Source organism: Methylobacterium sp. OAE515 (genome assembly GCF_041806315.1).
GTDB classification, from domain to species: Bacteria; Pseudomonadota; Alphaproteobacteria; order Rhizobiales; family Beijerinckiaceae; genus Methylobacterium; species Methylobacterium tardum.
In genome coordinates this window covers 507,462-530,827 of record NZ_JBGMUV010000001.1, presented here as the reverse complement: position 1 = coordinate 530,827, position 23,366 = coordinate 507,462, and the positions used below count along the sequence as shown (strand labels likewise).

Here is a 23,366-nt window from a genome sequence, read left to right as displayed (position 1 = left end):
CGATGATGCCCCTCAATGTCACGATCTGCGGCGGCGGCCGAACCGGCCACCTCAACGCGGTGCTGTTCAGCCGCCAACCCGGCGTGCGGGTCTCCTGGCTCACGTCGAATCCGGCGGTCGTCGGCGGCGCCGCGGGCGGGATCGTCGCCCGCCTGCCGGACGGATCGGCCCTGCCCGGAGAGCCCGCGCAGGTGGGTACGGATCCCACCAGCGCGGTGCGCCACGCGGACGTGGTGGTGATCACGGTGCCGGCCGACGCGCGGCCTGCCGTGCTGCGGGCGATCGGCCCGCACCTGCGCCGTGACAGACCGGTCTATGTCGGCGCGATCCCGGGCTTCTGCGGGTTCGACTGGCTGGCCGCCGACATCCTGGCCAACCGGCCGAACGCGGTGATCTGGGGTCTGAAGGACGTGCCGCACACCGCCTTCGACCTCGTGCCCGGCCGCAGCGTGCGGATGGGCGGGGCCAAGCAGCGGCTCCACGCCGCGACCCATCGCCGGGAGAGCCGGGAGGCCCGTGCCGAACTCGCCGCGCATCTGGGCCGGCTGTTCGAGGCGCCCGTGGAGATGCTGCAGGACTACCTCGAGATCACCCTGACCCCCGGCAACCCGATCATGCACGGCGCGGTGGTCTACGGCCTCGTCGGTCCCTACGGCCAGTGGCGCGACCGAACGCTGCCCGAAGACTTCTGCTGGTGGACGGACTGCCCCGAGCTCGGGGCCTATTTCCTGGAGCGCTGCGACGCCGAGAACCAGGCTTTGCGCCGCGCTGCCGCGGGGCATTTCGGGATCGACCTCAGTTCGGTCAAGCCGCTCGGAACCGAGATCATCGAGGCCTACGGCGACCAGATCGCCGACCCCGCCACGATGCTCACGATCCTGCGCACGAACCGGGCCTATGCCGGCATCCGGGCGCCGCTGGTCCATGACCCGGCCGCGGGCGGCTTCGTGCTCGACCGGACGAGCCGCGCCTTCCGGGAGGACGTGGTCTACGGGCTCGGCCTCCTCGTGCGGATGGCCGCGGGCCTGTCCGTGCCCGTCCCCCACCTCGACGAGATCCACCGCTGGGCGCTCGGCTACATGGGCGGCGTCGTGGGCGAGCCGCTCTCCTATCTGCCTCGGGCTTGGGCGGGAGCCGCGCAATGACCGGCCCGTCGTCCGCCGTCGCCGCCCCCGCACGTCCGGAAGAGGCCACCGTGCTCGCCCATGCGCGCCGCAACGCCCTGCGCCGGCTGGTGCGCTGCCTGTTCGCCGAGAACATCCTCGACGTGACGCGCCTCGCTCTGTCGCCCGACGGACGTGAGGCGCGGTTCCCGCTCGTGGATGGAAGCGCCCATCTCCACTTCGCGCATCTGGTCGTGGCACCGGCCCGCACGATCGTCCTGCACGGTCCGATCACGCGGGTCCGGGCAAGCGGCGCGCGCGAACCGGTGGCGGATCCGGACATGTTCCTGGATCTGGTCCAGGATCAGTTCGACGTCACGCCGAGCCCGGAGGGCCTCGCCGGGCTGAAGGCCGACATGGCCAACAGCATCGCCAACGACGTCGCGGCGCGCCGACACCGGCAGAACTGGAACCGGGACCTCGCGCGCCACATCCGCGCGGCCGGCGCGGCGGATCTTCCGACCTACCTGCGGCGGCACAGCGACGTGCGCGCGACCGCGATCCTGCTCGACCAATGGGGCGCCCTCGAAGGGCATCCCTTCTACCCCACCTGGAAGACGCGCCCCGGGCTGAGCGAGGCCGAGGTCGCCGCCCTGTCGCCGGAATTCGCGGCCCGCGTCCCCGTCCGGGTCGCAGCCCTCAGGGCCGACATGGCCCATACCGAGACGATGCCGCACGTGACGAGCGTCCACGCGTGGTTCGCGTCGGCCTTTCCCGAGACGTGGGAGCCTTGGCGGGCCGGTCTTGTGGCCCGTGGCTTCGACGCCGCGGATTGGCTGCCCCTGCCCATCCACGCCTGGCACCTCGAAGCCTTCGTGCGCGCGCACTTCGCCGACGCGACGGCCGAGGGGATCCTGATCCTCGACGGGCCGGAGATCGAGACGGCGCCGAGCATGTCGTTCCGCACGATGATGCCCGAAGGACCGCCGGACGCGCCGTTCATCAAGCTCCCGATCGCCCTCTGGATGACGAGCGAGCAGCGCAGCCTGCAGGCGAAGTCGATCCACATGGGGCCGCGCAACAGCGCCGTCATCGCGACCATCCTGGACCGCGAACAGGGCTTTGGCGGCCGGCTGGCGATCTATCCCGAGGAGGTCGCCTATCATTACCGTCACGCGGTCGATCGCGACGACGCGCCGGGGAAGAACCTCTCGGTGGTGTTCCGCGCGACGGCCCCCGCCTTCGCGGCCTGCGCGGGCAACCTGCACGTGCCGGTTGCGGCCCTCTTCACCGCACTCCCGGATACGGGACGGCCGTTCGTGACCGCCCTGATCGGGAACGGCGATCCGGAGGCGTTCTTCCGGGCTTATGCCCGCACGGTCGTGCAGCCGGTGTTGGCGATCTACCTCCTCTACGGAATCGGCCTGGAGGCGCACCAGCAGAATACCAGCATCGTCTTCGACTCCGAGGGTCAGCCGCTGCGAATCCTGGTGTGCGATTTCGGGGACGGGCGCACCTTCGCGCCGCTCCTCGAAGAGCGCGGGCTGACGCTCGAGCCCTACCGGTACCCCGGCATCCTGCCGACGGTCTTCCGCGACGATATCGAGCCCGTCCGCGCCCTCGTCCTCAATGCGTGCTTCGTCTGCCACCTGCACGAACTCGCCCTGGCCCTGACCGCCGCGTACGCGCTGGCGGCCACCCGGCTCTGGGAGATCCTGGGGGCGGAGACGCAGGCGGCGTTCGCGGCGGTGGCGGATCGAGTCGAGCCGGCGCTCTGGTCGGCGGAGCGCGACGCCTTCCTGCGCGCTCCCTGGACCGCCCGCTCGCTGCTGCGCATGCATCTCCTACGCTACAGCGATTATCGGCTCCAGCACGCCCTGCCGAACCCCCTCGATCCGGCGACCTGCGGCCGCTGACATGTCAGGCTCGACCGGCATCGTCCGCCTGCTGTTCGCGATCCAGCTCGTCACCATGGGCGCCATGGAGATGAGCGGGCCGTTCTGGCCGCTGCGCCTCCGGGAGCTCAGCACGTCGGAGACCGTATTCGGCGTCGCGTCCACCGGCACCTACGTCGCCCCGATGCTGGGAATCGCCCTGACCGGCAGCCTTTGGGGACGGATGGGCGACGGCTACGGCCACAAGCTGATGATGGTCCGCGCCCTGGCGGGCTTGGCGCTCACCCAGCTGGGCCTGGCCCTCGCGGGCGATGCCTGGGTGATCGTCCTGCTCCGCTTCGTGCAGGGGGCCTGCGCCGGCTTCTCGGCCCCGGCCCAGGCCTATGGGGTCGGCCTCGTGGCCGCCGAGCGCCGCGGCCGCCTGTTCGCCTTCCTGCAGGTCTCCACCAATGTCGGCTCCCTGGGTGGGGCCGTGCTCGGCGGCGTGATCCTCGACCATGCGAGCTTCTTCTGGATCAACGCCGCCGCCTCGGGGCTGTGCGCGGCCTGCGGCCTCGCCGTGCTCGCCCTCCTGCCGACCGGAATCGCGGCTCCGCGAACCGCACGCGCCGAAGCGGCGCCCGCCGCAGCCTGGCGCAATCCGGTGATCGCCAGTCTCCTGCTCGCGCAGGGCGGCCTGATCGCCAGCCGGCTCATGCCGCAGATGCCGTTCGCCCTCTACGTGCGCACGACCTTCGGGGTCGAGAACTGGGTCGTCGGCCTCTGCTACGGCCTCATGGCGGGCGGCTTCATCGCGTCCGCGGCGCTCTGGGCGCGGATCTTCGAGGGCCTCGCCCGGCCCAGGGCGCTTGCCGGCATCGCCGCGGTCGCCCTCGCCTGTGCCGCGACCGTGCTGGCTGCCGGAACCACGGCCCACGTGGCGGTCTTCGCGGCGAGCTACGGCCTCTGGGGCGTATTCCTCGGCGCCACGACGCCGGTCCTCACCGGCCTCATCTCGCGCGAGGCGGCAGCGCATCGTCAGGGCCACATCCTGGGCGTCGTGCAGAGCACCACGCAGGCCGCCTCCATGGCCGGCGTCGCCCTCGGAGGCCTCGTCACCCAGACGGCGGGAGCCTCCGCCGTCTTCCCCATCGTCTCGGTTCTGTACCTGGTCTCCTGCGGCCTCCTGCTGCGGGTGCGTCGATCCTGAAGCCGTTGCGTGCTGCCGCCGATGTGGAGCCGGCCATGAGCAACCTGGACTGCGTTCATCTGCCGATCGCGGTGCTGCGCCCGACGGAAGAGACACTCCCGTCCCGCGTGCGGGAGGTTGTGGCGATGATCCTGGAGGAGGACGCCTGGACCCAACCGATCTGCATCGAAGGAACCGCCCATGCGCTCCTTGATGGCCACCATCGCCTCGCAGCCGCCATCGCGCTGGGGCTCACCAGGGTCCCTGTCTACGTCTTCGACTATGCGGACGTCGAATTGCTGTCGTGGCGCGCGCAGATCGCGCCGACCCGCCAGGAGGTCCTTGCCCGCGCCCGCAGCGGCCAGCTCTATCCCTACAAGACCACGCGCCACGTCTTTCCGCCGCGCCCGGCCTGCACCGTGCCTCTCGGCGACCTCGGAATGCCGATCGAACCACGGAGAGCCTTCATCGCTTGATCGCGGCACGGCTGTCTTTGGCCGGCGAGAGCTTTCGACGGTGATCGGTTGGAAACCCCCAGGTCCTGACGCGTGTTGCGTTCCCGATCGAGCAGAACGCGCCAAGGCTCACGGTGCATCCGGAACCAACGGCCTGGCGGCTTGCCTCTCGACCGCCGCCAACATCGGTCGCCGACACGTCGGTTGGTGCATGCCGTCCGGCACGGACCGCCGACGCGTCGCCGCAGTGAGCCTGCTTAGACACCCTCACGCATGCGGGGTCGGGACGCGGTGATCAGGCGGGCCTGGACGCGTGCCGACGAACGTCCCGCTCGCGCACAGCAGGTCAGTCGCGCACGACCACCTTGGTGCCGACGCGCGCCCGGTCGTAGAGGTCGACCACGTCCTTGTTGGTCATGCGGATGCAGCCGGACGAGACCGCCGCGCCCATCGTCTCGGGCTCGTTCGAGCCGTGAATCCGGTAGAGCGACGAGCCGAGATACAGGGCGCGGGCGCCGAGCGGGTTGTCCTGGCCGCCGGCCATGTAGCGCGGCAGGTCGGGGCGGCGGGCCAGCATCTGCTGCGGCGGGCGCCAATCCGGCCATTCCTTCTTCATGGTGACGGTCTTGGTGCCGGACCACGAGAAGCCCTGCCGGCCGACGCCGACGCCGTAGCGGATCGCCGCGCCGCCGCCGAGCACGTAGTAGAGCCGCCGCTGGCGCGTCGAGACCACGATGGTGCCGGGCTTCTCCTTGCCGGTCCAGGCCACCGTCTCGCGCGGGATCGCCTGGCTGCGGAAGACGTTGAGGAAGTCGGCGATCGGGCCCCGGTCCAGCGGGTTCGCCGCCGCTGGGGCGCTCCCGAGCAGAAGTCCCGCGAGCCCGAGCATCGCGATCCGTCTCGACATGGTCTCCATCCTCCGTCGGTCGTGGCGCGGGCCGTTGCGGCGGCCCCACGCGCGTCGGGCGACCCGGCCCGGACTTCGCGGCAAGGTTGAGGCCGAGCGGCCGGGGAGGGCACTTCCAGGCGTGGCTGTGTGGTGTCGGCAACACCCGTTCCTCGGCACGGGACTTTGGCTTGGCTCAGAGCCTTCCGAGAAGAGGGCCGGGCCGATCCGGTGGGATCTCACGGCCTGTGCGACGTCCGGGGACGATCCCGGGCGGGCACCGCTGTGACGAGCTGCGCGTCGTTCGCGCCCGTGATGACCCACACGCTGCGGATGCGGGTCCAACGGCCGCTCGGCGTCCGAAGCGGACCCTCGCAGACCATTTTGGTCAAACCGCCGGTGTCGACGAACGCCTTACCGGTATCCGGATCACCGACATGTTCGAAGACGGCATCGGCGAAGCCGACGGGGTCTTAGGCGCTGAAGCCGAGGTCGCGGAAGAACTTGGCTTTCGAACCGCCGCTCGGGTGAGCCGGATTCAAGAGATAACCGCCGATCTTGCCGCCGGGAACGGTGAGGTTCTCGGGGATCGGCCGGCGCGTATTCACCCGGCGTGGCGGTCGGCCAGGGCGGCGGATGCGGCCGGGATGGTCGCCAGAGCACCTTCCGGCTCGGCGAACTCGACGATGAGGGTCCGTGCGTCCTGCGTCACGTAGACCACCGTCCCTTCCGTGCCAGCCGGCATCGCGTCGCCATCATCGGTCACGGCCTGATCGAGCAGCACGACGCGGTCGAGGTCCCGGATTGCGGGCTCGGCACGGCGCAGGCTGTACAGGGTCTCAACCGACATGGGCGCACTCTCGCGCGGCGCCTCATCGCGCGCAAGGTCTCGTTATCGCGCAAGGCCTCGTTCGGAGCGGCTTCGGAACCGGCGCGACGCCGTGGGTGATTGCGCCGGGCGACAGCCGTGCTTATCTCGGCTCCGTGATCCGATCCGTCGCCCTTCTGGCCCGTCTTGTCGTGGCCTTGCCGGACCGCCTCGCCCGGGGCCTCGCCGTGCTGGCGCTGCTCGTCCTCGCGACGGCCGCAATGGTCACCGCGCCTGCGCCGGGCGTGGCCGCGCCGACAATGGGGCCGTCCTGCGCCCTCGCGAGCCCGCGCCTGGCGATGCTGTCGGGCGCGCCGGACGCGCAGCCCGAGGCCGAGCGGTCGGCCTTCGGCCGCACCGATCTCTGTGCCGCCGACTGCGAGATCCTCACCGAACTCGGGCTGCCGCGCCCGCCGGTCGAGGCGCCGCGGCCCGGTCATACTGTCTTCGCATCGTTCGATCACCGATCCGACGCCGTGCCGGCCTCCGCGCCGGACGGCGCGCTGCACCGGCCGCCACGGCTGGCCTGACGCGCGCCCCGGCCCGCGAGGCCGGCGCCAGCGCGCGCCTGTCCTGATCTCCGTCCGACCGGTCGCGCGACCGGTCCCGGGATCTGCCTCGACGATGCGCGGGCTCCTGCTCCGCGCCAGCCTCAGCAGACGCATGCTTTCAGGAGCGTCGGTAATCGTGACCCGCACTCTGTCCGCTAGAATTCCGTCCGCGTTCCGCGCCTCGGCCCGCGCGACCGCCCTCCTGCCCGCGGCCCTTCTCATGGTCGGCCTCGCCGGCTGCAACCCGAAGCAGGCCGCCGCGCCGCCGCCGCCGCCCGTGCCGGAGGTCGGCTTCGTCAAAGTGGAGCCGCAGGCGATCCCCTACCTGCGCGATCTGCCGGGCCGCGTCGCACCGATGCGCATCGCCGAGGTCCGGTCCCGGGTCTCCGGTCTGGTGGTGAAGCGCCTGTTCGAGCAGGGCAGCCAGGTCAAGGAAGGCGACATCCTCTACAAGATCGACGCGGCGCCCTACGAGGTCGAGCTCGCCAGCGCCGAGGCCGCGCTCGCCCGCCAGGAGGCGGCCCTCGTGCTGGCGCGCCAGCAGGCCGACCGGCTCGAGCAGCTGCTCACCCGCGCCACGGCGAGCCAGGCCCAGTACGATGCCGCCTACGCGGCCAAGAAGCAGGCGGAGGCCGAGGTCGCCGGCGCCAAGGCGACCCGCGACCGGGCGCAGCTCAACCTCGGCTGGACCGACGTGCGCGCGCCGATCACCGGCCGCATCGGCCGGGCGCTGCTCACCGAGGGCACCCTGATCGAGCCGGGCTCGACGGGGGCGCTGGCCACGATCCAGCAGCTCGACCCGATCTACGTCGACATCACCCAGTCGGTGGGCGAATTGAACCGCCTGCGCCGGGACCTCGCCAGCGGCGAGCTGGCGCGGCTGGAGGACAACACCGCCAACGTCCACCTGATCATGGACGACAATTCGCTCTACCCGCTGGCCGGCCGGCTGCTGTTCTCGGACGTCACCGCCGACCCGAGCACCGGGCAGGTGACCCTGCGCGTGCAGTTCCCCAACCCGCACGACGAGCTGTTCCCCGGCATGTACGTGCGGGCGCGGATCAAGCAGGGCATCGATTCCGACGCGATCGCGGTGCCGCAGCAGGCGATCCAGCGCACCGACGACGGCCGCGCCGAGGTCTGGGTGGTGCGCGGCGACGAGACCGTCATGCGCCAGCCTGTCGAGGTCGGACCGGTGGTCGGGCAGAACTGGCTGATCCGCTCGGGGCTGAAGGCCGGCGAGCGGGTCGTGGTCGACGGCTTCCAGAAGATTACCGTCGGCGCCAAGGTGAAGCCCCTCGACCAGACCCCGGTCCACGGCGAGACCGGCCCGAAGCACGATGCCGACGAGGCGCCCGACGCGCCCGGCGACCACGGTTCCGGCGACAAGGCGGAGGCCGCGCGGCGCGCCGCCGCCGTCCAGCCGCGCCACTGAGCCGGGGAGAGCCCGACCATGGCCCGCTTCTTCATCGACCGCCCGGTCTTCGCCTGGGTGGTGGCGCTGTTCATCTGCCTCGGCGGCGCGCTCGCCATCCCGAACCTGCCGGTGGCGCAGTATCCGGTGATCGCCCCGCCCTCCATCGCCCTGTCGACGGCCTATCCCGGCGCGTCGGTGGAGAGCCTCTACATCGGCACGACCCGGCTCATCGAGGATGAGCTGAACGGCGCCGCCAACATCATGAACTTCGAGTCGACCACCGACTCGTTCGGTTCGGTCAACATCACCGCCACCTTCCAGCCCGGCACCGACCCGTCGCTGGCCTCGGTCGAGGTGCAGAACCGGCTGAAGCGCGTGGAAGCGCGCCTGCCGGCCGAGGTGCGCCAGCAGGGCATCCTGGTGGAGGAGGCCTCGGCCGCCACCCTCAACATCATCACCCTCGTCTCCAAGGACGGGTCGATGGACGAGGTGGGGCTGGGCGACTTCCTCATCCGCAACGTCATCAACGAGATCCGGCGCATCCCCGGCGTCGGCCGCGCGACGCTCTACTCGACCGAGCGGTCGCTCCGCGTATGGGTCGATCCCGACAAGCTGCGCGGCCTGTCGCTCAGCGCCTCGGACGTGACCGACGCGATCCGCAACCAGAACGTCCAGGTCGCCTCCGGCTCGGTCGGCGCGCAGCCGAGCCCGACCCGGCAGGCGCTCACCGTGCCGATCATCGTGAAGGGCCAGCTCGGCACGATCGAGGATTTCGGCGCGGTCGTGCTCCGGGCGAATTCCGACGGCTCGAACGTGCGCCTGCGCGACGTCGCGCGGATCGAACTCGGCGGCGACGCCTACCAGTTCTCGACGCGCCTCAACGGCGGCCCCGCCGCCGGCATCTCGGTGACGCTCGCCCCCGACGGTAACGCGCTGGAGACTGCCAAGGCGATCCGCGCCAAGATGGTGGAGCTGTCCCAGTTCTTCCCGCCGGACCTGAAGTGGGACATCCCGTACGACATCACCCCGGCGGTGGAGGCCTCGATCGAGAAGGTGCTGCACACCCTCGTCGAGGCGGTGGTGCTGGTCTTCCTCGTGATGTTCCTGTTCCTGCAGAACATCCGCTACACCCTGATCCCCACCATCGTGGTGCCGATCGCCCTCATGGGCACCGTCACGGTGATGTGGATCTCGGGCTTCTCGGTGAACGTGCTCACCATGTTCGGCATGGTGCTGGCCATCGGCATCCTGGTCGACGACGCCATCGTGGTGGTGGAGAACGTCGAGCGGATCATGAACGAGGAGGGGCTGCCCCCCAAGGAGGCCACCAAGAAGGCCATGGGGCAGATCACCGGCGCGATCATCGGCATCACCCTGGTGCTGGTGGCGGTGTTCATCCCGATGGCGTTCTTCCCCGGCTCGGTGGGCATCATCTACCGGCAGTTCTCGATCGCCATGGTGACCTCCATCGGCTTCTCGGCGCTGCTCGCCCTGTCGCTGACGCCGGCGCTCTGCGCGACCTTCCTGAAGCCGATCGAGAAGGGCCACGGCCACGCCAAGGGCGGCGTGTTCGGGATGTTCAACCGGTTCGTCGACCGGGAGACCGCCCGCTACGGCCGCGGCACCGCGGCGTTCATCCGGAAGTCCGGCCGGGTGATGCTGGTCTACCTCGCGTTGGTGGCGGGGACCGCTTACGCCTTCGTCAACCTGCCGGAGGGCTTCCTGCCGGTGGAGGACCAGGGCTTCTTCACGGTCGACGTCCAGACGCCCCCGGGCGCCTCCTACAACCGCACCCAGGAGGCGGTCCGCAAGGTCGAGGAGCACCTGCTGGCGCAGCCCGGCGTCGCCACCGTGACGATGCTGAACGGCTTCTCGTTCTCCGGCCAGGCCCCGAGCACCAGCCAGGCCTTCGTCACCCTGAAGCCGTGGTCCGAGCGTGACGCCAAGAACTCGGCCGCCGCGCTCGTGGCCGCCACCAACGCGGCGCTCAGCACCTACCGCGACGCCACCGTGGACGCCCAGGAGCCGCCGCCGGTCGACAACCTCGGCAACGCGGCGGGCTTCTCGTTCCGCCTGCAGGACCGGGCCAACCGCGGCTACGCGGCCCTGCTCTCGGCCCAGGAGCAGCTCCTGAAGCTGGCGACGCAGAGCCCGATCCTCCAGAAGGTGAAGATCGAGGGCCTGCCGCCGACCCCGCAGGCGGAGCTGGTGATCGACCGCGAGAAGGCGGCCGCCCTCGGCGTGAAGTTCGAGGACATCAACGCCACGATCCAGCTCAACCTCGGCTCGGTCTACCCGAACGACTTCCCCAACCGGGGCAAGATGCAGCGGGTCTACGTCCAGGCCGAGCAGCTCCAGCGCATGAACGCGTCGGACATCCTCAACTACGCGGTGAAGAACGCCACCAACACGATGGTGCCGATGTCGTCCTTCGCGGAGCTGAAATGGAGCATGGGGCCGAGCCAGATCGTCGGCTTCAACGGCTATCAGTCGGTGCGCTTCACCGGCGAGCCCAACCCCGGCTACACGTCGGGCGACGCCATCGCCGAGATGGAGCGGCTGATGCTCCAGCTGCCCAAGGGCTTCGGCTACGCCTGGACCGGCCAGTCCTACCAGGAGAAGCAGGCGGGCAGCCAGGCGAGCCTGCTGCTGGCCCTGTCGGTGCTGATCGTGTTCCTGTGCCTCGCCGCGCTCTACGAGAGCTGGGCGATCCCGGTCTCGGTGATGCTGGTGATCCCGCTCGGCGTCATCGGCGCGGTGGCGGCCGTGTACCTGCGCGGCATGCCCAACGACGTCTACTTCAAGATCGGGCTGATCACGATCATCGGCCTCTCGGCCAAGAACGCGATCCTGATCGTGGAGTTCGCGCGTGACCTCTGGAAGCCCGGCACCTCGGTGGTGCGGGCCGCGATCGAGGCGGCGACGCTCCGGTTCCGGCCGATCGTGATGACCTCGCTCGCCTTCATCTTCGGCGTGGTGCCGCTGGCCATCGCGACCGGCGCCGCCTCGAAGAGCCAGCAGGCGATCGGCACCGGCGTGATGGGCGGCATGATCACCGCCACCGTGCTGGCGGTGTTCTTCGTGCCGGTGTTCTTCGTCGTCGTCATGCGCCTGTTCCGGCGCAAGGCGGTGGCGGAGGGCGAGGCGGCGGAGGCGCGGACGCGGCACGAGCCGGCGCGGGTGGCGGCGGAGTGAGGCGGCGATCGCCGCTACGCGGTGGGCCCAGACTGAACCCTGAAAAGTAAAGCACTTTCCCCTCCCCCTTGTGGGGAGGGGCCAGGGGTGGGGGTGGTGCCGGATCGAGCGTGACGGTGCCTTCTGAACCACCCCCGCCTCCAACTCCTCCCCTGGCGATCCCGGGCAAGCCCGGGATCGCCAGGGGAGGAGAGCGCGTCCCAGCTAGCGGTGTCGGAATGTCGGAGCCCGCAGAGGGGGAGGGGTGCGCGTGTGGCGCCGCGTCAATCCCGCGATGCGTTAGCCATGATCGGGCGGGGAAAACGCACTTTGAAAGTCGACTAATGTCACTCAGCCGCGACAGGCTCGGCCATCGTCTTGTATACGGATGGTCCGATGCTTGCTGACGCCGCGGTGACACCGCCGGGGCTGCCGGCCGGTGGCGCATTCACGGTCTCGGAGATCCGCTTGTCCCGTTCAGCCCTGAAGATTCTCGCCCGCGGCGTGTCCGCGGTCGCGGTCGCGACGTTCGCGTTCGCCGCGCTGCCCGCGCAGGCCGCCAACGTCTTCCGCTTCGCCTTCCAGGGTGACCTGAAATCCCTCGACCCGTACTCCCTCAAGGAGAGCTTTACGGAAGGCATGCAGGAAGCGGCCTACGAGCCCCTCGTCACCCTCGACAAGAACCTGAAATTCGCGCCCGCCCTGGCCGAATCCTGGGAGACGCCCGAGCCGACCCGCTGGCGCTTCCACCTACGCAAGAACGTCAAGTTCCACGACGGCTCGCCCTTCACCGCCGACGACGTGCTCTTCTCCGCCCAGCGCGTCCGGGCCACGGGCTCGAACTTCACCACGAACGTCCCGGCCGACGCCGAGTTCGTGAAGGTCGACGACTTCACCGTCGACATGGTGCTGAAGAAGCCGAACCCGATCGCCATCGCCCAGTTTCCGACCTGGGTGATCATGTCGAAGGCGTGGTCCGAGAAGAACGGCGTCGTCCAGCCGACGCCGCCCAACGCCTCCAGCCCGAGCTACGCCACCCTGCACGAGAACGGCACCGGCCCGTTCGTGATCGCCGAGCACCAGCCCGGCGTGAAGACCGTGTTCAAGAAGTTCGACGGCTACTGGGGCAAGGTCGAGTCGAACCTCGACGAGGCGGTGCTGACCACCATCGCCAACCCGGCGACCCGCGTCGCCGCGCTGCTCTCCGGCGAGGTCGACTGGATCGACCCCGTGCCGCTGCAGGACCAGCAGCGGGTCAATGCCAGCGGCACCGCCACCGTGATGGCCGGGCCCGAGCTGCGCACGATCTTCCTCGGCATGGACCAGGACCGGGACGAGCTGAAGGATTCGAGCGTCAAGGGCAAGAACCCGTTCAAGGACATCAAGGTGCGCGAGGCCTTCTACCTCGCCATCGACGAGGACACGATCGCCAAGCGCGTCATGCGCGGGCAGGCGGTGCCCTCCGCGCTGATGATCGCCCCGGCCCTTTACGACCGCGGTGCCGAGTTCAAGCGCCCGGCCACGGACCTCAAGAAGGCCAAGGAACTGATGGCCCAGGCGGGTTACCCGGACGGGTTCTCGCTCACCATGGATTGCCCGAACGACCGCTACGTCAACGACGAGGCGATCTGCCAGGCGGTGGTCTCGATGCTGGCCCGCATCAACGTCAAGGTGAACCTCAACGCCCAGCCGAAGGCCAAGTACTTCGCCAAGGTGCTGGCGCCGAACTACGACACCTCGTTCTACCTGCTCGGCTGGACTCCGTCCTCGCTGGACAGCCACAACATCCTCTACGAGATCGTCGGCTGCCGGAAGCCCGGCGACAAGTCGGGCCGCGGTGGCTGGAACCTCGCGGGCTACTGCGATCCGAAGATCGACGAGATCGCCGACAAGGTCGAGGGCGAGACCGACAAGACCAAGCGCGACGCCCTGATCAAGGAGGGCTTCGACGTCCTCAACGCCGACTGGGGCTACATCCCGCTGCACCAGCAGGCCCTGGCCTGGGGCGTGTCCAAGAAGGTCCACCTGACCCAGCGCGCCGACAACCTGCTCCTGCTCTACTGGGTGTCGAAGGATCCGCAGTAGGAGCCGGGCGTGCTCGCCTTCCTGCTGCGCCGGGTGATCCAGGCGGCCGCGGTCCTCGCGGTCGTCGGGCTCATCGCCTTCGCGATGTTCCGGTTCGCGGGCGATCCCGTGAACCAGATCGTCGGGCCCGACACCACCGTGGCCGAGCGGGCCCAGATCCGGACGGATCTGGGCTTGGACGACCCGGTGCTGGTCCAGTTCGTCCGCTACGCCGGCAATGTGGTGCGCGGCCAGTTCGGCATCTCGTACCAGTTCCGGCAGCCGGTCTCGCAGCTCTTGGCCGAGCGCATGCCGGCGACGCTGGAGCTCGCCTTCTGCGCCACAATCTTCGCCCTGGTGGTCGGGATCCTGATGGGCGTGTACTGCGCGCTCCGCCGCGACTCCTGGCTCGCCGGGCTGTTCCAGGCGGTCTCGCTGATCGGGATCAGCCTGCCGACCTTCCTGATCGGCATCCTGCTGATCTACCTGTTCTCGGTGACGCTCGGCTGGCTGCCCTCCTACGGGCGCGGCGACACCGTGCGGCTCGGCTGGTGGACCACCGGATTCCTGACCACCTCCGGGCTCAAGGCGCTGATCCTGCCCTCGGTGACGCTCGGCCTGTTCCAGATGACGCTGATCATGCGGCTGGTCCGCGCCGAGATGCTGGAGGTCCTGCGCACCGACTACATCCGCTTCGCCCGGGCGCGGGGGCTGACCACCCGCGCCGTCCACCTGCGCCACGCGCTCAAGAACACGCTGGTGCCGGTGATCACCATCGCGGGGCTGCAGCTCGGCTCGGTCATCGCCTTCTCGATCATCACCGAGACGGTGTTCCAGTGGCCCGGCATGGGCCTGCTCTTCGTCCAGGCCGTGCAGAACGTCGATATCCCGATCATGTCCGCGTACCTGCTGCTCGTCGCGCTGATCTTCGTGACCATCAATCTCGTGGTCGACATCCTCTACACGGTGGTCGACCCGCGCCTGCGGCTCTCGACCGGGCGGGCGGCGTGAGACTGTACATGACGCACCGCTCCGCTTGCCTGTCCCTCCATCGTCATCGCGAGCGCAGCGAAGCGACCCAGGGCAGCGCGCGTCCGGTCGGCGTGGCGCGCCTGGATTGCTTCGCTCCGCTTGCAAGGACGGAGGCAGCCGCCCCGAAGCGTTCAACCGGACATGGCGTAAGGGGCGGCCGATGAGCGGATACGACCTCGACGTCGGCGACGCCCCGCCGGTCCCGCTGCCGGAGGCGAAGCCCTCGCGATTCGCGCGCTGGCGCGATTCCGACCTGCTGGCGAACTTTCTGCGCTCGAAAACCGCGGTGGCGGCGCTGATCGCCACGGTCCTGATGGTCGGCCTGGCCTTCGCGTCGCCGTGGATCGCGCCGCAGAACCCCTACGACCCGGCCCAGCTCGACCTGATCAACTCCAACCTGCCGCCGATCTGGCAGGCGGACGGACAGGCCCCCTACTATCTCGGCACCGACGACCAGGGCCGGGACGTGCTCTCGGCGGTGCTGTACGGGCTGCGCCTGTCGCTGATCGTCGGCGTGCTCGGGGTGGTGACCTCCGGGATCCTCGGCATCGCGCTCGGCCTGATCGCCGGCTACGCGGGCGGGGCCGTCGACACGCTGATCATGCGGGTCGCCGACGTGCAACTCACCTTCCCGGCGATCCTGATCGCCCTGGTGGTGGACGGCGTCGCCAAGGCGAGTTTTGGCAGCGCGCTCGATGTCGGGCCCTTGATCGGGCTGATCGTGGTGTCGATCGGCCTGTCCTTCTGGGTGCAGTACGCCCGCACCGTGCGCTCCTCCGTGATGGTTGAGAAGGGCAAGGATTACGTTCAGGCGGCCCGGCTGATCGGTCTGTCGTCGCCGGTGATCCTAGTGCGCCACGTCCTGCCGAACGTCACCGGCCCGGTCTTCGTGATCGCGACGATCAACTTGGCGCTCGCGATCATCACCGAGGCGACCCTGTCGTTCCTCGGCACCGGCCTGCCCGAGACCATGCCGTCGCTCGGCACGCTGATCCGCACCGGCAATCGCTTCCTGTTCTCCGGCGAGTGGTGGATCGTCGCCTTCCCGGGGCTAGCGCTGGCCGGGCTCGTCATCGCCATCAACCTCCTGGGGGATTGGCTGCGCGACGCGCTCAATCCGAAGCTGCAATGACCGAGACTATCCTCTCCGTGCGCGACCTCACGGTCGCCTTCGACACCCGGCGCGGGCCGCTCACCGCCATCGACCGGGTCTCGTTCGACATCGGCCGCGGCGAGATCCTGGGCGTCGTCGGCGAGTCCGGGGCGGGCAAGTCGGTGACCGGCTCGGCGGTGATCGGCCTGATCGACCGACCCGGCCGGATCGCCGGCGGCGAGATCTCCTTACGCGGCGAGCGCATCGACAACCTCTCCCCCGAGGCGATGCGGCGGGTGCGGGGCAAGCGCATCGGCATGATCTTCCAGGATCCGCTGACCTCGCTCGACCCGCTGTTCCGGGTGGGCGACCAGATCGTCGAGACCCTGCGTACCCACACCGACCTGTCGGCGAAGGCGGCCCGCACCCGCGCCATCGACCTCCTGGCCGAGGTCGGCATCCCGGCCCCCGAGCGCCGCATCGATGGCTACCCGCACGAATTCTCCGGCGGCATGCGCCAGCGGGTGGTGATCGCCCTCGCGCTCGCCGCCGAGCCCGAGCTGATCATCGCCGACGAGCCGACGACCGCGCTCGACGTCTCGGTCCAGGCCCAGATCATCACCCTGCTGAAGCGCCTGTGCCGCGAGCACGGCACCGCGGTGATGCTGGTGACCCACGACATGGGCGTGATCGCCGAGGCCGCCGACCGGGTGGCGGTGATGTATGCCGGGCGGGTGGCCGAGATCGGCCCGGTCGCCTCGGTGATCGCCAAGCCCCACCACCCCTACGCGGTCGGCCTGATGGGGGCGATCCCGACCCTGTCGCAGGAGGCCGACCGGTTGAGCCAGATCCCCGGCTCGATGCCGCGGCTCACTGCGATCCCCAAAGGCTGCGCCTTCAACCCACGCTGCCCGAAGGTCTTTTCCCGGTGCCGCGTCGAGCGGCCCGAGCCGATCCCGGTCGATGCGAGCCGGGTGGCCTGTCACCTGTACGATGCAGCGGAGCGCGCAGCGTGAGCGCCTACGTCGAAGTCACCGATCTGCGCCGCCGGTTCGACGTCTCGAAGCCCTGGCTCAACCGGGTGATCGAGCGCGAGCCGCGCAAATTCCTCACGGCGGTCGACCGGGTTGGCTTCGCGATCGAGAAGGGCGAGACCTTCGCGATCGTCGGCGAATCCGGCTCCGGCAAGTCGACGGTGGCCCGCATGGTGGTGGGCCTGTTGCCGCCCTCCGCCGGCGAGGTGACGATCACCGGCGTCTCGATGACCGACCCGCGCCAGGCCGCCGCCCGCAGGCGCCTGCGGGCGCGCATCCAGATGATCTTCCAGGACCCCTACGCGTCCATGAACCCGCGCTGGCGGGTCGGAAAGATCATCGCCGAGCCGATCCGGGCCTTCAACCTGATCCACGGCGAGGGCGCAATCCGCGCCCGGGTCAGCGAGCTGCTCGGCCTCGTCGGGCTCCACCCGGACGACGCGCGAAAATACCCCCACGAATTCTCCGGCGGCCAGCGCCAGCGGGTGGCGATCGCCCGGGCGCTGGCGAGCCAAGCGGAGTTCCTGGTGGGCGACGAGCCGACCTCGGCGCTCGACGTCTCGGTGCAGGCGCAGATCCTCAACCTGATGCGCGACCTGCAGGACCGGCTGGGGCTCACCTACCTGTTCATCTCCCACAACCTCGCCGTGGTCCGCCACATGGCAACCCGGGTGGGCGTGATGTATCTCGGCCGGCTCGTGGAGGTCGCCTCCGCCAAGGACCTGTTCGCCGCGCCGCGCCATCCCTACACGCGGATGCTCCTCGACGCGGTGCCCGACCTCGCCCATGTCGGCCGCGCCCGGGTGCCGGTTTCCGGCGAGATCCCGAACCCGATCGACCCGCCGCCCGGCTGCACCTTCAACCCGCGCTGCCCGCTCGCCAACGACCGCTGCCGCACCGAGGTGCCGGCGCTCCTCGACGGCGTCGCTTGCCATGCCGTGCAGGAGGGGCGGGCCTGACGGGCGGCCACGGATCCGCTCCGGTGCGCGCGCTTGCTGACGCGAGGGCGCGGGTGCGACCGCTCGAACAGGCGTGAACGCCCCTTGATTCCGCCGCGCAGGCGCCGCGTCAAAGGCCGAATTTGGCTAGACCCGCGCGGAGCTTTAGGGCCAGCATCTACGATACATTGCTCGCCAGGCAAGCGTGCCGCTCTGTACCGATCTTGTGTCATCCGGCCCCAATTCGGAACACAAAAGTACTGAATTTCCGGCCTGTGACTTGCTGCCCTTCGACAATCCGCACGCGCGTTTCTGGCGAGCGAAGCGTGTCATAGGCGGCACCGGCGGCTCCGAGAGACGGTCACCAGCATGATGGACTTGAACCGCAGGCTGATCATCCGGGGGCTCGCCGCGACGGCTGCCGCGACGATGGCCGGTTCATCCACGCGGGCGGATGAGCGCCGGACGTACGATGCGCCGCCGGAGCGGGCCGCCGATTTCGTCGGCCGGATCGGTGTCAATGTGCATCTCGCGCAGAAGGGCACCGTCTACGACAGATATTACGAGAGCTCGATCCTGAGGGCGATCGAAGATCTTTCGATCAAGCAGATCAGGCAAGGGGTCTACAGTCCGGCGCCGGGCGTGACCGACACATTGTACACGCGCATGCGCGAGCTGGCGCGCCTCGGGTGCCGGTTCTCGGCGGTCTGCAATGATCCGAGCGATCAATACGTGACCACGCCCCCCTCCGCACTGCCGCTGATCTACGAGCAATGTGACGGGGCGATCGACATCGTCGAGGGCGGGAACGAGCCCGCGCTCCTCGCGGATCCGACGCTCAATCCGACCCTGTCCTGGCTGCACCAGCGCGGCCTGCACGAGACGGTGCGCCGCGAGCTGGCCGGATCACGGATCGACGTCGCGTCGCCGAGCTACATCCAGGGCAACATCGCCCTGGCCAAACCCCTCGCGGGGTTCGCGGATCTGTCGAACCTCCATCCCTATCCGGGCATGGAGCATCCCGAGACGCGGGGGCCGGGGCGTCTGGGCGGCTTTCGCGCGGCGATGGTCCCGGTCTGCGGCGGCGTCGCGAGCCTCATCACCGAGACCGGCTATCACACGGCGCTGGCCACGGCGTCGGCGCATCTGCCGGTCTCGGAGGCGATCCGGGCGCGCTACATGCCGCGCCTGCTCCTGTTCGCCTATCTGGCGGGTATGCGGCGCACCTACATCTACGAGCTTCGCTCCAGCTTCGGCCGCGGTCCGGCCGATCCCGAATCCGCCTTCGGGTTGCTGACCCACGAGGGCCGGCCGACGGCGGCGTACCGGGCCGTGAAGACGCTCATCGCCCTGTTCTCGGGTTCGCGCGGACCGGCCGCAGCCCCGTCCCCGGGGCCGGCGTCCCCCCGACCGATCGCCACAATCGGGAGCCACGAGGACGTCCAGGGGCAATGCTTCCGGCGCGATGACGGAACGATCCTCCTGCCGCTCTGGCTGGGCGTCTTCGGTTGGGACAGGGGCGCGCAGGCGACGCGCGGTCCGGTGAGCCGTTCCCTGCGTGTCGAGTGCGGGGACCGGCGGAATGCGCTCACCGTGCACCGCTTCGATGACGAAGGCGGCAGCCAGGCGGCGTCCGTCCCGCTGGAAGACGGCGTGGGGCGGATCGAAGTCTCCGATCGTCTCACCGTTCTGGAATTCGCGGCCTGACCTGCATCGCGCGTGACACTGCACCATCATCGACCGGCGGGCGTAAACCTTAATGCCATCTATAAATTGCCCATCCCCGACCTAATGATTACCTTATCATAGCTTTATCGATCGCCAATGTAGTGCATCGATATTGTCTCGAACCGAAGAGCTGATGCCCATGCCGCCTTTCGGCTTGATCACGGACCGTGTGCGGCGATCCGTTCCGGCTCTCGGCCGGCGCGCACCCGATCTGGCTCAGCAGCTGGACGCGCATGGCGGGATCGGTCCCGGCTTCCACCTCCTGCGGCACGTGCTCTCGGTGCTCATCCTCGCGCACCATTGCCGCGTCGCGGTCATCGGTGCGGCCAAGCCCGGACAGGAGGCGCTCGAGACCGGCGCGACCGCGGCCGGCGCCGCGATCGTGGCAATGGGCCACGGGAAATTCCTCGGCGGGTTTCTCCAGCCGTTCCTGTACGCGCTCGTGGGCATGTTCTTCGCCCTGAGCGGCTTCCTGATCGCCGGGAGCGCGCTGCGCACCGGCAAGGTCGGCCCGTTCCTGGCCAATCGCGGCTTGCGGATCCTGCCCGCGCTCACGGTCGAAGTGACGCTCTGCGCGCTGGTGCTGGGGCCGTTCTTCACCACGCTGCCGCTGCGGCAATACTTCTCCGACCCGCAGTTCCTGAGCTATTTCGGCAACATCGTCGGCCACGTCTCGTTCGTGCTGCCGGGGGTCTTCCAAGACAATCCGTGGCCGTCCATCGTCAATACCAATCTCTGGACGCTGCCGCCGGAGTTCTGGTGCTACCTGATCATGCTCGGGCTGATGATCAGCGGCGTGCTCGCGACGCCGATCCGGCTCACCGCGGCGGTCATCGGGATCGCGGCGATCGCCCTCGGCCTCGGTCTCTACGATCCGGCGACCTACACGGTGCGTCACGACAACACGCATTTCACCACGTGGTACATCGTGCTGATGTTCTTCTTCGGCGTCGTCCTGTTCCTGAACGCGCGCCGCGTCGTGATGAGCTTTCGGATCTTCCTCGTCTGCGGAACCTTGTACTACGTCATGATGATGGCCGATGTTCTCGGCGTCGTCAGCGGCATGCTTCTCACGTACTGCATGGTCTATATCGGCATGCAGAACTTCCGCTGGTTCGACCGGATCGTCCGGAAGGACCTGTCCTACGGCATCTACCTGTACGGTTTCCCGCTCACGCAGGCCACCGTCGCGCTCCTGCTTCCGCACCTCGCCGACGTCCCCAAAGCGGTCTGCTTCGCGGTGATCTTCCCCGTGGTCCTGGTCCTGACCGCATCCTTCGCGTCGATCTCGTGGGACTACATCGAGAAGCCGGCGCTCAAGCTCCGCCGCTTCCTGGTGCGCAAGCCGCGGCCGGCGGCCACCGTCGCCCAGGCGGCCTGAGACGGTTTCGGTTCGAACGCTTCGGTGATGCGTTCCTCGCCTTCATCTCGAGCGAAGCGACCAGACCCAGGGCGGCGCGACCCCCGAGATCGTGGCGCCGCCTGGATTGCTTCGCTCCGCTCGCAAGGACGACGGGGCCGAAATCGGTAGGCCGGCGCGCTGCGCGGTCACGCGGTCCGGCACCGGCCCTCGGGACGGACCCGCTAAATCCCGTTCGCCGACGGCGGGACCCGGCTGGACCAGTCGTGGGCGCGCTCGTACTGGTGAGCGATCCGAAGCAGCGTGGGCTCGGCAAAGGGCCGGGCGGCGATCTGCAGGCTGATCGGCAGGCCGGCCCGGTCGAAGCCGCAGGGCAGCGCGAGGGCGGGCAGCCCCGTCAGGTTGAACGGGTAGGTCAGGCGCCAGGACGCCGCCAGGACGCTCTCTTCCCGCCCCGCGAGCGTGACGGTGGCGGCGTCGGTTTTCCAGGCAGTGAGGGGCGTGGCGGGCGTGATGATCGCGTCGGCCTCCGCGAGCACAGCAGCCATCTCGGCCATGATCCGGGCCCGCACCTGCTCGGCCCGCAGGTAGTCCGGTCCGGTCACGAACCGGCCCATCTCCACCAGATCCCGAACGTCGTCGGCGAAGCCCGCGACGTGGCCCTGCGCGAGCGTGCGGTCGTGATAGGCCGTCGAGGAGGCCAGCTCGATGGCGTAGATGGCACCGAGCCCGTAGCGCAGGGACGGCACCGTGACCTCCGCCACGGCACAACCCTGGCCGGCGAAGAAGCCGATCGCGTCCTCAACGGCGGCGCCGATCTCCGCGTCGACCGCGTCGAAGAAGTGGTTGCGGATCACCGCGATCCGCAGGCCCCGGACCGGCTGTTCGAGGCCGGCCGTGTAGTCCGGCACCGGTGCCGCGGAGGCCGCGGGATCGCCGGCATCCGGGCCGGCCAGGACCTGCAGCATCAGGGCGGCATCGGCCACCGTCCGGGTCAGCGGCCCGGCATGGTCGAGGGACCAGGAATGCGGCACGATCCCCGACCGCCCGATCCGGCCGTAGGTCGGCTTGAGGCCGACCACGCCGCACAGGGCGGCCGGGATGCGGATCGAGCCGCCCGTATCCGAGCCGAGGGCGGCGGGGCAGAGGCGGGCGGCCACCGCGGCCCCGGAGCCGCCGCTCGAGCCGCCGGGCACCCGCGCGAGATCCCACGGGTTGCGCGCCTGCGGCGTGACGGTGCCCCAGGCGAATTCATGCATGCTGAGCTTGCCGAGGATCACCGCCCCGGCATCGCGCAGCTTCGCCACGCAGTGGCTGTCCTGCATCGGGAAGGTCAGGGCCTCCACCGCGGTGCCCGCCCGGGTCGGCAGGTCGGCCGTGGTGTAGTTGTCCTTGATGGCGACCGGGATCCCGTGCAGCGGGCCGCGCGGGCCCGTCCGGGCGATCTCGGCATCGGCCGCGCGCGCCGCATCGCGGGCGGTCGGCGACAGGCAAACGAAGCTGTTCAGGTCGCCGTCCAGGCGTTCGATCCGGTCCAGGCAGGATTCCACCAGCTCGGCGCTCGACAGCTGCCGCGCCGCGATCCGGGGCGCGAGGTCCGTGATCGGGCATTGCCAGAGGGCGTCAGTCATGGGGCACCGCGCGATAGGGCAGGCTCGGGTCGAAGATGATCGGCGGATGGATCTGCGCCAGATCGAGGCTGCGCAGCGTCTCGATCTCGGCGAGCACCGGCGCGAACTGCGCGAGAAGGTGCGCGATCCGCGCGGGCTCCTGGCGCAGGCCGATGACATCCCGGATCGGATCGGGGGCGCCCGCTTGGGCCGTCCCAGGCCGCTGCCCGGGCGGTTCGAGCAGCATCGCGACCACGTCGTCCGGCAGCGCGCCAGCCGGGCCGTCCTTGCGCGGCATGCCGGCCACGAACGGCACCAGTTGCCGGCGGGCGACGCCGAGCACGCGGCGCAGCTCCGCCACCGGCGCCGCGTGCTCGTCGACGCGCAGGTCGAGGAGCGGATAGTCTTCTCCGGCGACGATCCGGAGCGCCGCCGATTGCTTGCCGCGCCGGTCGCCGCCCGCCGCGTCGCCGGCCTCCAGGGTCCGCATGAGCCGCTCGTCGAGGTCGCATCCGGCGCTGTTCGTGAAGGCCAGTTCCATGGCGTCGATCACGCCGGGCGCGGCCAGCATGTTGCCCTGCACGGCGTAGCCGGGCCCGGTGCGGTGGCCGGCCGCCTGCGTGCATCCGGCGCCGGTCCAGGCCGCGCCGGTTCCGCGCGCATCGACGAGGCCGAGCTGGCGCAGGTCCGGCCGGTCGTCGGTGGCGAGGGAAGCCGCCAGCGCCGCGTCGGGCGCCTGCCCGTCGGCGAGCCCGTCGAGGATGCGGGCCGCGAGATAGGGATTGCCCCAGGATTGGGTGGTGACGGCGCCGATCCCGGCCCTGATGTACGGGCAGAGGCTGCCCACGGCCGGGACCGCGCTCGCCACCGCCACGCCGAGCTGCCCGGTCCGGGAACAGCGGGCGGCGATCGAGAAGGTGTTGAGTTCGCTCATGGGCCTAGGGCTCCCGGTTTCGGGACAATCCGCCGTCTTTGCGAGCGCAGCGAAGC

Annotated in this window: 19 protein-coding genes; 14 read left to right on the top strand and 5 right to left on the bottom strand. The window is 69.9% G+C overall.

Going from position 1 to position 23,366, the window contains the following annotated elements; genetic code table 11:
• Positions 1-2 precede the first annotated feature (2 nt).
• The 4 genes from ABIE45_RS02565 to ABIE45_RS02550 are packed head-to-tail and all read left to right on the top strand — an operon-like array spanning position 3 to position 4,642.
• Positions 3-1,145 (top strand): NAD/NADP-dependent octopine/nopaline dehydrogenase family protein, encoded by a 1,143-nt coding sequence (locus ABIE45_RS02565; RefSeq protein ID WP_192710733.1) that lies wholly within the window; start codon positions 3-5, stop codon positions 1,143-1,145.
• Positions 1,142-3,019: an IucA/IucC family protein gene (locus ABIE45_RS02560; RefSeq protein ID WP_192710734.1), complete on the top strand. Its 1,878-nt coding sequence runs from the start codon at positions 1,142-1,144 to the stop codon at positions 3,017-3,019. Before ABIE45_RS02565 ends, ABIE45_RS02560 begins: the two co-directional genes overlap by 4 nt.
• Position 3,020: 1 nt before the next feature.
• Positions 3,021-4,187, top strand: coding sequence for an MFS transporter (locus tag ABIE45_RS02555; protein ID WP_192710735.1), 1,167 nt, complete (start codon positions 3,021-3,023; stop codon positions 4,185-4,187).
• Between the two features lie 35 nt (positions 4,188-4,222).
• Positions 4,223-4,642 (top strand): ParB N-terminal domain-containing protein, encoded by a 420-nt coding sequence (locus ABIE45_RS02550; RefSeq protein ID WP_192710736.1) that lies wholly within the window; start codon positions 4,223-4,225, stop codon positions 4,640-4,642.
• A 325-nt stretch (positions 4,643-4,967) separates the two neighbouring features.
• Here ABIE45_RS02550 and ABIE45_RS02545 read toward each other — a convergent pair whose 3' ends face one another.
• The 3 genes from ABIE45_RS02545 to ABIE45_RS02535 form a co-directional block, all read right to left on the bottom strand.
• On the bottom strand, positions 4,968-5,528 hold the full coding sequence (locus ABIE45_RS02545; RefSeq protein ID WP_192710737.1) for a L,D-transpeptidase: 561 nt from the start codon (positions 5,526-5,528) through the stop codon (positions 4,968-4,970).
• 452 nt (positions 5,529-5,980) lie between these two features.
• Positions 5,981-6,115, bottom strand: a complete 135-nt coding sequence (locus tag ABIE45_RS02540) for a DUF6883 domain-containing protein (protein ID WP_373622102.1) — start codon at positions 6,113-6,115, stop codon at positions 5,981-5,983.
• Positions 6,112-6,357: a DUF4926 domain-containing protein gene (locus tag ABIE45_RS02535; RefSeq protein ID WP_192710738.1), complete on the bottom strand. Its 246-nt coding sequence runs from the start codon at positions 6,355-6,357 to the stop codon at positions 6,112-6,114. Before ABIE45_RS02535 ends, ABIE45_RS02540 begins: the two co-directional genes overlap by 4 nt.
• Before the next feature lie 134 nt (positions 6,358-6,491).
• Between ABIE45_RS02535 and ABIE45_RS02530 the strand changes: the two genes are divergently transcribed.
• The 10 genes from ABIE45_RS02530 (at position 6,492) to ABIE45_RS02485 (ending at position 20,787) form a co-directional block, all read left to right on the top strand.
• On the top strand, positions 6,492-6,905 hold the full coding sequence (locus ABIE45_RS02530) for a hypothetical protein (protein ID WP_192710789.1): 414 nt from the start codon (positions 6,492-6,494) through the stop codon (positions 6,903-6,905).
• 241 nt (positions 6,906-7,146) lie between these two features.
• Positions 7,147-8,361 carry an efflux RND transporter periplasmic adaptor subunit gene (locus ABIE45_RS02525; RefSeq protein WP_373622836.1) on the top strand — a complete coding sequence of 405 codons (1,215 nt, stop codon included), beginning with the start codon at positions 7,147-7,149 and terminating at the stop codon, positions 8,359-8,361.
• An 18-nt stretch (positions 8,362-8,379) separates the two neighbouring features.
• Positions 8,380-11,538 carry a multidrug efflux RND transporter permease subunit gene (locus ABIE45_RS02520; protein WP_192710740.1) on the top strand — a complete coding sequence of 1,053 codons (3,159 nt, stop codon included), beginning with the start codon at positions 8,380-8,382 and terminating at the stop codon, positions 11,536-11,538.
• A gap of 447 nt (positions 11,539-11,985) precedes the next feature.
• The gene (locus tag ABIE45_RS02515) at positions 11,986-13,602 is read left to right on the top strand and encodes an ABC transporter substrate-binding protein (RefSeq protein WP_192710790.1); all 1,617 of its coding nucleotides are present in this window, start codon (positions 11,986-11,988) and stop codon (positions 13,600-13,602) included.
• Between the two features lie 9 nt (positions 13,603-13,611).
• Positions 13,612-14,592: an ABC transporter permease gene (locus tag ABIE45_RS02510; RefSeq protein WP_192710741.1), complete on the top strand. Its 981-nt coding sequence runs from the start codon at positions 13,612-13,614 to the stop codon at positions 14,590-14,592.
• 181 nt (positions 14,593-14,773) lie between these two features.
• The gene (locus ABIE45_RS02505; protein ID WP_192710742.1) at positions 14,774-15,745 is read left to right on the top strand and encodes an ABC transporter permease; all 972 of its coding nucleotides are present in this window, start codon (positions 14,774-14,776) and stop codon (positions 15,743-15,745) included.
• Positions 15,742-16,722, top strand: coding sequence for an ABC transporter ATP-binding protein (locus ABIE45_RS02500; RefSeq protein WP_192710743.1), 981 nt, complete (start codon positions 15,742-15,744; stop codon positions 16,720-16,722). The genes ABIE45_RS02505 and ABIE45_RS02500 overlap by 4 nt, the downstream gene beginning before the upstream one ends.
• Positions 16,719-17,699 carry an ABC transporter ATP-binding protein gene (locus ABIE45_RS02495; protein WP_192710744.1) on the top strand — a complete coding sequence of 327 codons (981 nt, stop codon included), beginning with the start codon at positions 16,719-16,721 and terminating at the stop codon, positions 17,697-17,699. Before ABIE45_RS02500 ends, ABIE45_RS02495 begins: the two co-directional genes overlap by 4 nt.
• A gap of 348 nt (positions 17,700-18,047) precedes the next feature.
• A complete protein-coding gene (locus tag ABIE45_RS02490; protein ID WP_192710745.1) occupies positions 18,048-19,385 on the top strand; it encodes a hypothetical protein in 1,338 nt (445 codons plus the stop codon).
• A 154-nt stretch (positions 19,386-19,539) separates the two neighbouring features.
• Complete coding sequence (locus tag ABIE45_RS02485) at positions 19,540-20,787, top strand: acyltransferase family protein (RefSeq protein WP_373622101.1); 1,248 nt, start codon at positions 19,540-19,542, stop codon at positions 20,785-20,787.
• A 203-nt stretch (positions 20,788-20,990) separates the two neighbouring features.
• On the opposite strand, the gene ABIE45_RS02480 is transcribed toward ABIE45_RS02485, so the two are convergent.
• Both ABIE45_RS02480 and ABIE45_RS02475 read right to left on the bottom strand, forming a co-directional pair.
• Positions 20,991-22,397 (bottom strand): amidase, encoded by a 1,407-nt coding sequence (locus ABIE45_RS02480; protein ID WP_192710746.1) that lies wholly within the window; start codon positions 22,395-22,397, stop codon positions 20,991-20,993.
• On the bottom strand, positions 22,390-23,310 hold the full coding sequence (locus ABIE45_RS02475; protein WP_192710747.1) for a DUF1028 domain-containing protein: 921 nt from the start codon (positions 23,308-23,310) through the stop codon (positions 22,390-22,392). Before ABIE45_RS02475 ends, ABIE45_RS02480 begins: the two co-directional genes overlap by 8 nt.
• Positions 23,311-23,366: the final 56 nt, after the last annotated feature.